The sequence below is a fragment of the Streptomyces sp. NPDC001153 genome (assembly GCF_053598315.1).
Window position 1 is genome coordinate 1 of record NZ_JBSFJZ010000099.1, and the last position, 9,679, is coordinate 9,679.

Sequence of the window (9,679 nt, forward strand, 5' to 3'; positions counted from 1 at the left end):
CCCACAACCCCCACCCCCCCACCCCGCCGCCCGCCCCCCCCCGCCGCCCCGCGCCCGGGCGCGCCGGGCCGCGGCGGGCCCGCGCGGGCCCACGACCGCCCTGCGGAGGCTGGTCGAACCGGTGCGCGCGTCCTTCCGGTACGACGATGGCACACCCGAGCTTCTCCTGGCCCGGATGCGGCATTGGAACCGGCTCCAGAGCATTGCCGACCGGTGGGGGGACGCGGACGGTTACGACCGTGACCGCTGGTCCTGCCTCTTCCGCCTCGATGCGGCGGATGAGGAGTTGTCGGCGGAGTATGCGCGCAGGCGCGAGGCGGAGCAGGCAGCATGCGAGCGCGACCGGCTGCTGCGGATCCTGTGATGACAGTGGCGCGAGACTGAGCGGCCGGGCCTGCGTGCCGTGGGATGGTCAGCCGCTAGGGTGCACACCGTCGGCCCCGGCTGCCGCCCTTTCCCCGTAGGACGGCAGGCGGGGCCGACTCGTACCGCCGGCGATGTCCCACGACCGGACGGCGGATGCCGGTGGTCGACGACGGGTAATAGAGACAACCCTTCGTCGGCCGTTTGGAGCGAGGTAGACAGTGCCTCGTTCAGCCAGACGACACGTCGAGCGGACGCAGGCAGGCAATCGGCTCTACCGTCGTAGTGCCTTGCGTTGACAGGACGGCAGGCCCCGGCGGCCCCGCACACCGCGCCCTGGACCAGGGGCCGCCATCCCCGGCACCTGCGGGCGTGGCTACGTCGGAGAGGCTCTGGGACTGCCCGGGTGCGAACCAACCCGGCCGAGGTGCTGGCCGACCAGCTCAGCAGCGCTCAGACGGGTGACTGCTGTCGCTGTACCCACTGCCGAAGTTGTGATAGTTGCCGTGGAAATCGTGGTTGGTCAGGCACTTGGGGTACACGAATGGCGGAAAATGCAACACGCCATGTGCCCAGGACAGATACACGTGTGGCATCGAGTAGCTGTAGCCGGGGCCGTCGATCGGAACCAAGTCGGAGGTCCAGAAGTCTCCGCTGATTTGCTGGTAGGGGCTGCTGTAATACTTCTTGCCAGGCTGCTTGTGATTGGCGTCCTCGATCCAGATGGAGCCGGGGCCGGAGTTGGTGATGGAATCATCACTCCAGTGCACTTCGGCGTACATCATGCGACAGCTGGGGATGTAACCGAGGTACAGCACGCCAAGCGTGCCGCCCGTGGTGGTCTTCAGGGTCGTCGGGATGCTGGCCATTACCCGGTCGGAGCCGCAAGACGCAGCCTGCGCCGGCGCCGCGCCCAGCAGCCCTGCTCCGGTGACCAGAGCCGCGGCCGCAAGCGCCATGGAGAGCTTCTTCTTGAACCTTCGCCATCCAGGCGGGCTTGCGAACGAGCTGGCGGGGGTCGAACTTACGTTGGGAGCTGTGACGGGTTTCATCTGAAATCCTTTCAGTAAAGGGTTGGAGAGGAATAGAGGCCGACGCGAATCTGGTGTCTGTTTTGTAGACCGCGCCGTAGTGACCGGTAACCGTGCGTACGCGGGCTCGGCTTGAGGCAGGCGGTATCGAGACACCTGGATCCACGCAGATACGCAGCGATCACTCCCGTTCGCTTGATCTGCTCATCACTTGGGACTGGCTACCTCCCCTGGTCGCCTCAAGCGCGGACTCCGAAGGCACGCTCCGCACGCATTGCCCGCCTACTGGTCTTCGGCGAGCCCCGCTACGGCGACGATATGGACACGCGTCCGTCGGCCGTCCTAGATTCGTCCTAGTGCCAGGTCAGCGAGGGGACCAACGCTGATCACGAAGTACCTGGGGGGAAGATGAGATTCGGCGTACTGGGGCCGTTACATGCCCAGATCACCGGACGAGAGGTCCGATTAGACGGACCGCGGCAGGCCAAGATGCTGGCCGCGCTTCTGATCGACGCCAACAACATCGTCGCCATGGAACGGCTCTTGGCCGTGATGTGGGACGGGAAGGCGCCAGCCACTGCGGTCCGTCAGGTCCAGGACGCTGTCTCCGGGCTGCGCCGCAACCTCGCCGCGTGCGGAGCACCAGGCCCCTTGATCAGTACGCGGCGCGGCGGCTACGAGATCCACCTGTCCCCGAATCAGCTCGACCTGCTGGAGTTCGACCACGAGCGGCGCCTCGCCGAACGGCACACGGACCCGTCCGAGACGGCTGTAGCACTTCGGCGGGCGCTGGCCTGCTGGCGCGGGCATGCCCTGAGCGACATCTCCAGCCGGGCCCTGGAGATCGATGCGGCACGGCTGAACGAGAAACGCGCGGACACACTCAAACAGTGCCTGGCCATCGAACTCGGTCTGGGGCGTCATCGAGAGGTCATTGACGAGCTTACCGCTCTGCTCCGAGAGCGCCCCTACGACGAGCATGTCGCCGAACACCTGATAGTCGCTCTCTATCGGTGTCGGCGACAAGGCGAGGCGCTGCAAGTGTACGAGCGGCTGCGCCGGACACTGGCCGACGAACTGGGCGTCGACCCCACCCCGCCGCTCCAGGCGCTGCACCAACGCATACTGACCGCGGATCCCACCTTGACGGCCCCGGTCCCAGCCAGCAGGCCCTTGGACATACCACCGCAGGGCCCTGACGCGGCGGCCGCCGGGCCGGCCATGGCGATGCCGGTGCGTCAACTACCCCTTGACGTGCCGGACTTCGTGGGCCGGGCCGAGGCACTGGCCGAGATCGCCGGTCTGCTCGACGGGCCGGCGCCGAACCGGGCCCGGGTGGCCATCATCGTGGGCGGTCCCGGTGTCGGCAAGTCCTGCCTGGTGACGCACGCTGCGCGGCTGGCGAGCGGCGCCTTCCCCGACGGCCAGCTCTACCTCAACCTCGCGGCGACGTCCGATCAGCCGCGGGACCCGGGGCTGATGCTGGCCGAGGCACTGCGCGCGCTCTCGATCGCCGGCAGTGCGATCCCGAAGGGCCTGGCCGAGCGGGCTGCGCTCTACCGGTCGTTGCTGGCGGACCGTCGCATGCTGGTGGTGCTGGACGATGCCGGTCACGCCGATCAGGCGCTGCCCTTGCTGCCGGCCGCCAACGGCTGTGCCGTGTTGATCACCAGCCGCACTCTGTTGACGCAGCTTCCCGGCGCTCTGCACATCGACCTGGACGTGCTGAGCCCGGCAGAGGCGCGGGAGTTGTTCACGGGAATCGTCGGGCGGTGGCGGGTCGAGCGGGAACCGGAGGAGGCCGACGCAATCCTCGACTGCTGTGGCAATCTGCCGCTGGCGATCCGGATCGCCAGCGGCAAGCTCACGGGCCGTCCGGCTTGGTCGCTGCGGGTGCTGCGGGAACGGATCGAGGATGAGTCCCGGAGGCTGGCCGAGCTGAGGATCGGGGACCTCAGCGTGCGAGCCAGCGTCGAACTGAGCTTACGGCTGCTGCCCGCCGACGCGGTGCGCGCGCTGAGCCTGCTGGGTCTGCTCGGCGCCTACACCCTGCCCGGCTGGGTGGTCGGCCCGCTGCTGGACCGCTCGGACGCCGAGGAGGTGCTGGACACCCTCGTCGACGCCAGCCTGGTGCGGCTGACCGCCACCGACGCCATCGGCCAGCCGCGCTACCGGCTGCACGACCTGATCAGGACCTGTGCCGTGGAGATCGCCGCCCCGCTGCCCACGGCGGACAAGAGGGACGCGATCATCCGAGTGCTGTCCGTTTGGCTCGACCTGATCGGTCGCGGCACCGATCGGCTGCCGGCGGCGGGGCTGCTGGCAGCCCCGCCCGGTGCGGCACCGCGCCGATCGCTGCCTGATGCGGTCGTGGACCGGCTGATGGCCGACCCGGTTGGCTGGTTCGACGCGGAGCGCGACAACCTGCTCGGCGCGGTGAAACTGGCCGTGGACTGGGGCCTGGACGAATTGGCCTGGGAGCTGGCGGCCGGCGCAGCGACCTACTACGACCACCGGTGTCTCTATCAGGACTGGCAGCACGGGCACCGGCTCGCGCTGGACGCGGCCGAGGCTGCCGGCAACGTGCGCGGCGCATCGGTGCTGCTACGCGGTCTTGGCCAGCTGCACATCTACCAAGACGAGTTCGATCGGGCCACCCGGGCCCTGGAGTCCTCCCTCGGGCTGTGCCGGGACGGTGGGGACAAGCGCGGCGAGGCGTTGTCGCTGGCGATGCTGGGTACGGTCAGCCGGGTGCAGGACCGTGACGACGAAGCCCTCGAACGTGTCGAGCAGGCGCTGACCATCGCGGTCGGTGAGGGCGACCGGCACATCGAAGCGCAGCTGTCCTGCTCCATGGCGGTGATGAAGCTCATGCAGGGCAAGCTCGACGAGGCGGAGTTCTGGTTCGACGGGGCCTTGAGTCACGCCAGGGCGGTGGGCGACGGGCATCGCGTGGCCGTGGTGCTGCGACGGTTCAGCCGGCTGCACGATCGGCGCGGTGATCCGGACGAGGCGCTGCGCTGCCTGTGGCAGGCGCTGGCCACCTTCGAGGAACTGGCCGACGAGCGGTGCGCCGCGTACACGCTGCTGGAAGTCGGCCGCGTGTACGCCGGTCAGCACGACCGGGACCGGGCGAGCCCGGCGTTGGAGCGTGCGGCGGGCCTGTTCCACCGGCACGGCGACCGTCAGGACGAGGCCACGTGCTGGCAACTGATCGGTGACCTGGATGCAGCCGCCGGCGTCCACCACCTGGCGCACCAACACCGCGGGCGGGCGCAGCGGTTATGGCGGACGATCGGCGACATGAACCAGACGAAATTTCCGGCGCGACCATCGTCGCCGTGACCTGCCTGACGCTGCGTATGCGCAAGCAGTGCGAGAAGTGAGCCGCCCTCGACACGGATACGGGGATAGGACCCGATACGCTTCTTCACCTGGGAAGTGCTTCTTTCCTCGGAGTCAACAGGGCCCCAGCAAGTCCTATCGTTGCAGGTCAGAGGCACCTTCCGCGTTTTTGATCAACTCTCGGACAGGCCACCTCGTGAAAGCGCGAGGCTAGGTCCTCGCCTTGGTGCACGACGTCGCTGGGCTCGGTCGGCAGTGCGCCGCCGGTCTCCAGGTGGAGCCGGACGAGGTGGAAGGCGCGTTGCCATTCCACTGGCCAGGCCGGGCACCACGAGGGGTCGATGTCCTCGAGCTGATCGCGCCGCTCGTCCGACAGCGCTCCGGCCGCCGACTGAACCGGCAGGCCCTCGGCGTGCCGCTGCTCGATCTCGGCAGCCTTGCGGGCGGCGGCCCGCTGGTTCTTCAGCCAGATGCCCACCGCGTAGCCCCGGTGGGTGGCGTCCAGCGGCGCGAGCAGGTGCCCGTTCGCCTCGGCCCACCCACGTGCGGCGGCCAGGCCCTCTTCCCAGGCGACGTCGAAGTGCGACCACACCATGCCCAGCTTCTCCAGCTGCGCGATGCGGTCCTCGTCCATGCGGCGTAGAAGCGGCGTGCGTCGGCGCTCCACTGCCCGAGGGGGAAGGCTGCGAGCGAGGTCGGCCACCCCTCGGTCTCCGCGTCCTGGTCGTCGTGGCCGGGCCCGCGGTAGGTGAGTTTCGCGGCCTGCCGATCGGTGAGGTCTGCCTCGTTCTTCCACAGCGCGAAGCGGGAGTCTTTCAGCGCCCGGGCGGTGTCGGGATCGGTGGCCTGGTGGCGGGCGCGGTTCCACGAGGCACGGCGTTCGACATCCAGGGCGTCGGTGGCCCACGCGACCACGTGGAACGGGTCCATCACGCGCACCGCCGAGGCGGCCTGGTCGGCCAGGACCTGGGCGATCCAGGCGGCGCCGTCGGCAGCTGATGTGCGTCAAGCGGGCGGTGCGGTCGGCGCTCCTTGCCGTGCCCGTCGGCCATCCACACCACCCTCGCGGTGTCGTGGTCCACGACGATCGTCATGTACCTCTGCCCGCGGCGGTGGCTGATCTCGTCGATGCCGATCCGCCGCAGCCCCGACAGGCGGTCGACCAACCGGTCGCGGTCGGCGACGTACCGCTCGACGATCGCGCCGATGGTCCGCCAGGACGTGCGCATCAACTGCGCGGCCGCGCTTTTGGAGCACTCGGCAGCCATCCAAGCCGCCTGCTGGTCGAAGGCGTGGGTATGCCCGGCGCCGAGACGGGCCCAGGGCACCGCGGCGACGGTCGTCCCGTGCTCCCGGCAGGTCACCCGCGGCAAGATCATCCCGTGGCCCCTTTTGGGCTCACCTCGGCGGTACCCCGTGAAGATCCGCCTCGGTGAATGGAACGTGCCCGGCTGATCGCCTCCCGGGCGCCACCGCTCTGCACCACCACCGCACCAGATCGAGCTGGGAACAGCGGGGAACCACAGTGAAAGCAGCCGAGCCGTACGAGACTCGTTCGGGCAGGCCGTGCCGGTTGCTCGGCTTCGCGTGGGGGACGCGGGCTCCGAGTTCGGCGGTGAAGTGGCGGGCCTGTAACCGCTGGGGTGTCGTGGGAGTGCATGCTGGCAGCGCTCCCGCCCGACGCGCCCCTCCCTGGCTGAAGGCCCCCGCACCACCCCTGTCCTCCCGGCACCGCTGCCGGCCACCCCCTCAAGGGCAGGCTTCCGTCGGCCGATGGCGGTGGCATGGACACGCGTTCTGTCTTCGCCGCACACCCTCTGGCTCGCCGCCTGCTCCGGGTGGCCATCGGGCTGTTCGCCGCCCTGTGGGTGGTGGCACCCAGGCCCCCGGCCGCGATCGCCGGGGCTGCCGCACCGCGCCCCGCAGTTGCTGCGGACGAGGAGAGCCTGCGAGCGCTGTTCGGATCGGAGAACCGTTTGATCCGCACGCGCGAGCGCGTGGTCGCGGTGACGTTCAACGCGGCCTGGAACGACGCCGGCCTGAACCGCGTCCTCGGTGAGCTCGCCCGCCGGCACGTGCCTGCCACGTTCTTCCTGACCGGCGACTTCGCCCACCGATATCCCGAGGCGGTGAGGAGGATCGCGGCTGCGGGACATGGCCTGGGCAACCATTCCTACAGCCACCCCTACTTCAAGGACCTGACCAAGGCCGGAAGACGCCGCGAAATCCGGGCAGCGGACCGGGCCCTGCGCGCGGCCGGGGCAGCAAGGGCTCTGACCCCGTTCTTCCGGTTCCCCTACAGCGAGACCAGCCCCGCACAGATCAGGGAGGTCAACGGGCTGGGATTCGCGGACATCGAATTCACCACCGACACCAACGGGTGGAAGGGCACCGAGGGCGGCATGACCGTGGACCGCGCCGTGCGCAGGGCGCTGGAGGCCCTTCGCCCAGGGGCGATCCTGCAAATGCACGTCGGGGCATTTGAGGGCCACACCGAGGTGATCGACGCCCAGGCCCTCCCGCGGATCCTCGACGCGATCACCGCCCGCGGCTACCGGGTCATCGACCTCCGCACCCTCCTCCACCTCATGAAGTCGCAACCGGTGTCTTCGAAATGCGGCGCACGGACCCGTGTCGGCGGCACCGCCTCCGCGGAAGCAGACCGCTTCCTGTCGGCGGCGCGGCTGCGGTAGCCGTGGTGCGCCGGGCCTCGCGCACCCGTGCGCCTGAGGGTGAGCGCCGCACAGGAAGGACTTGGACGCCTCCGGCTGACCGTTCTGCCCCGGGCCAAGGACATGGACCTCGCCCCCTACCGCAGCCGCCATCTGTCCGGCATCGAGCACTGGTGCCCGAGAGAGGCAACTAGGCTTCTTCCATGATCACGCACGCGACCGTCGCCACCAGTGTCGATGCGATGCTCGACGACCTCAGGACACTCGTCGAGACAGAGTCCCCCTCCCGCCACCTCGATGCGCTGGACGCGTCGGCCCGAGCGGTCGCCGGTGTCATCGAGAACCGCTTGGGGGGCAGGGCCGTGCTCGTCCCGAGCGAGGCCGGGCCTCATGTGCACTGGTCGGGCGGCGGGGAACCGAAGGTGCTGATCCTCGGCCACCACGACACCGTGTTCCCGCTCGGCACCCTGGAGCGCCGCCCCTTCAAGGTCGAGGAGGGCCGGGTGACCGGCCCGGGTGTGTTCGACATGCTGGGTGGTCTGGTGCAGGCCATCCACGGACTGGCGCTGCTCGACGATCTGTCGGGCGTGGAGATCCTGGTGACCGCCGACGAGGAGGTCGGCTCCCGGGCCTCGCGGGCCCTGATCGAGGAGCGTGCTCTCGCCTGCGGTGCCGTGCTGGTGTTCGAGGGAGCGGCCGACGGAGGGGCCCTGAAGACGGGCCGAAAGGGCTGCGGCACCTTCGAGGTCTCCATCACCGGGCGGGCCTCGCACGCGGGCCTGGAACCCGCCGCTGGTGTGAACGCCCTGGTCGAACTGGCACATCAGGTACTGGACATCGCGGCACTCTCGCGGCCCGAGATCGGTACAACCGTCACGCCGACCGTAGCTTCCGCCGGCACCCAGGACAACGTCGTTCCCGCTGGGGCGACCGTGTTCGTGGACGTCCGCGTTGAGTCGCCCGAGGAGAAGGAGCGTGTCGAGTCGGCGTTCGCCGCCCTGGCCCCCCATGTCGACGGAGCCGTCGTCTCCGTACAGGGAGGTGTCGGTCGACCGCCCATGCCCGAGTCGGCGTCGATGCAGCTCATGGCCCTTGCGCGGAGCCTGCAGCCCGGCATCGAGGGCAGGGCAGTCGGTGGTGGAAGTGATGGCAACCTCACGGCTGCCCTGGGCGTGCCGACGCTCGACGGCCTCGGGGCTGTCGGAGGCGGTGCCCACGCGGACCACGAATACCTTCTGGTCGACACCATGGCCGAGCGAGCGAGGCTAGTCGCGGGCTTGGTGAGTGCGATCCGGACGCAGTAGAGAAAGGTTGACGCGAGGTCCTGGTCGTTCACCTCCGCCGACCACGATCGGGTGGTGCCCGGTCGGGTCATGGCAGGGTGAGCACGATCTTCTTACTGCACCACGAGGTCGCCGTGCGGCGCAGCACCGTCCTGCACGCGCTGAGCAAGCAGCTCGCCACCCGCTTCGCCGAAGTCGCCATCGAGGACCTCAACGTCGCCGGGATGACCCGCACCGCCCGCGGCACCCTCCACAAGCCCGGCCAACGCGTCCGTCAGAAAGCCGGCCTGAACCGGGCCATCCTCGATACCGCGCCCGGCGAGCTGCGCCGCCAGCTCACCTACAAGACCTGCTGGTACGGCTCCACCCTTGCGGTCCTGGACCGCTGGTTCCCATCCAGCAAGACCTGCTCCGCCTGCGGGTGGCAAAACACACGCCTCACGCTCAACGGACAGGACGTTCCACTGCACCAACTGCACCCTCACGATCGACCGGGACCTCAACGCCGCACGCAACATCGCGGCCCACGCCATCCCCGCCGACCGGCCTGTCGCCCCTGGTAGAGGGGAGACACAAAACGCCCGCGGAGCCCCCGTAAGACCACCCGGCCCTCGGGCCGGACGGCAGGCGGCGATGAAACGGGAAGACACCAGCCCACCCAGGCCGGCGCCACCTCAGCGGAGCGATCCGCTGACGCTCTCCACCCTCAACGACATCGGACACGAGACGGCAAAGCAGTTCTACTGACCTTTGCGGCGTGATGTCGTCGAGGGCTGACGATGTGTGATCGTCGCGGTATGCCGGTTGTGTGAGATATCCGCAGGGTGGTGGGCTGACGCCTGAACGGCAGGCGTTTCGCGAGCGGATCCGGCTGGAGGCCGCGGAGCGACTCGCTACAGGTGCCTCCAACGCCGAGGTCGCCAAGGACTTACGGGTGAGTGTGCGCTCGGTGCAGCGCTGGCGCCAAGCCTGGCACGACGCCGGC

Annotated in this window: 8 protein-coding genes and 3 pseudogenes; 7 read left to right on the forward strand and 4 right to left on the reverse strand. The window is 69.3% G+C overall.

Annotation, left to right across the window (positions count from 1 at the left end):
* Window positions 1-364: pseudogene (locus ACWDEN_RS47225) on the forward strand (hypothetical protein); the annotation flags it as partial.
* Between the two features lie 442 nt (window positions 365-806).
* Here ACWDEN_RS47225 and ACWDEN_RS47230 read toward each other — a convergent pair.
* Entirely contained in the window at window positions 807-1,322 is a 516-nt protein-coding gene (locus tag ACWDEN_RS47230) for a hypothetical protein (RefSeq protein ID WP_351619276.1), read from the reverse strand.
* A 561-nt stretch (window positions 1,323-1,883) separates the two neighbouring features.
* Between ACWDEN_RS47230 and ACWDEN_RS47235 the strand changes: the two genes are divergently transcribed.
* The gene (locus ACWDEN_RS47235; RefSeq protein ID WP_450864252.1) at window positions 1,884-4,739 is read left to right on the forward strand and encodes a BTAD domain-containing putative transcriptional regulator; all 2,856 of its coding nucleotides are present in this window, start codon (window positions 1,884-1,886) and stop codon (window positions 4,737-4,739) included.
* A 148-nt stretch (window positions 4,740-4,887) separates the two neighbouring features.
* Here the strand turns inward: ACWDEN_RS47235 and ACWDEN_RS47240 are convergent, their stop codons facing one another.
* The 3 genes and pseudogenes from ACWDEN_RS47240 to ACWDEN_RS47250 all read right to left on the reverse strand — a co-directional run bounded on the left by ACWDEN_RS47240 (window position 4,888) and on the right by ACWDEN_RS47250 (window position 6,118).
* Window positions 4,888-5,373: a helicase associated domain-containing protein gene (locus ACWDEN_RS47240; RefSeq protein WP_450864254.1), complete on the reverse strand. Its 486-nt coding sequence runs from the start codon at window positions 5,371-5,373 to the stop codon at window positions 4,888-4,890.
* A 173-nt stretch (window positions 5,374-5,546) separates the two neighbouring features.
* Window positions 5,547-5,678 (reverse strand): annotated as a pseudogene (locus ACWDEN_RS47245) (hypothetical protein); the annotation flags it as partial.
* Window positions 5,669-6,118 carry a helix-turn-helix domain-containing protein gene (locus tag ACWDEN_RS47250; RefSeq protein WP_450864256.1) on the reverse strand — a complete coding sequence of 150 codons (450 nt, stop codon included), beginning with the start codon at window positions 6,116-6,118 and terminating at the stop codon, window positions 5,669-5,671. The gene ACWDEN_RS47250 and the pseudogene ACWDEN_RS47245, both read right to left, overlap by 10 nt.
* Window positions 6,119-6,523: 405 nt before the next feature.
* On the opposite strand from ACWDEN_RS47250, the gene ACWDEN_RS47255 reads away from it, so the two are divergent.
* The 5 genes and pseudogenes from ACWDEN_RS47255 to ACWDEN_RS47275 all read left to right on the forward strand — a co-directional run.
* Window positions 6,524-7,432: a polysaccharide deacetylase family protein gene (locus tag ACWDEN_RS47255; protein ID WP_450864258.1), complete on the forward strand. Its 909-nt coding sequence runs from the start codon at window positions 6,524-6,526 to the stop codon at window positions 7,430-7,432.
* A 182-nt stretch (window positions 7,433-7,614) separates the two neighbouring features.
* Window positions 7,615-8,715, forward strand: coding sequence for a M20 family metallopeptidase (locus tag ACWDEN_RS47260; RefSeq protein WP_450864260.1), 1,101 nt, complete (start codon window positions 7,615-7,617; stop codon window positions 8,713-8,715).
* Window positions 8,716-8,918: 203 nt separating this feature from the next.
* Window positions 8,919-9,071 (forward strand): annotated as a pseudogene (locus ACWDEN_RS47265) (RNA-guided endonuclease InsQ/TnpB family protein); the annotation flags it as partial.
* Window positions 9,064-9,441 carry a zinc ribbon domain-containing protein gene (locus ACWDEN_RS47270; protein ID WP_450864262.1) on the forward strand — a complete coding sequence of 126 codons (378 nt, stop codon included), beginning with the start codon at window positions 9,064-9,066 and terminating at the stop codon, window positions 9,439-9,441. The pseudogene ACWDEN_RS47265 and the gene ACWDEN_RS47270, both read left to right, overlap by 8 nt.
* 61 nt (window positions 9,442-9,502) lie before the next feature.
* The coding region (locus ACWDEN_RS47275) for a helix-turn-helix domain-containing protein (RefSeq protein WP_450864264.1) at window positions 9,503-9,679 on the forward strand (177 nt) is incomplete at its 3' end.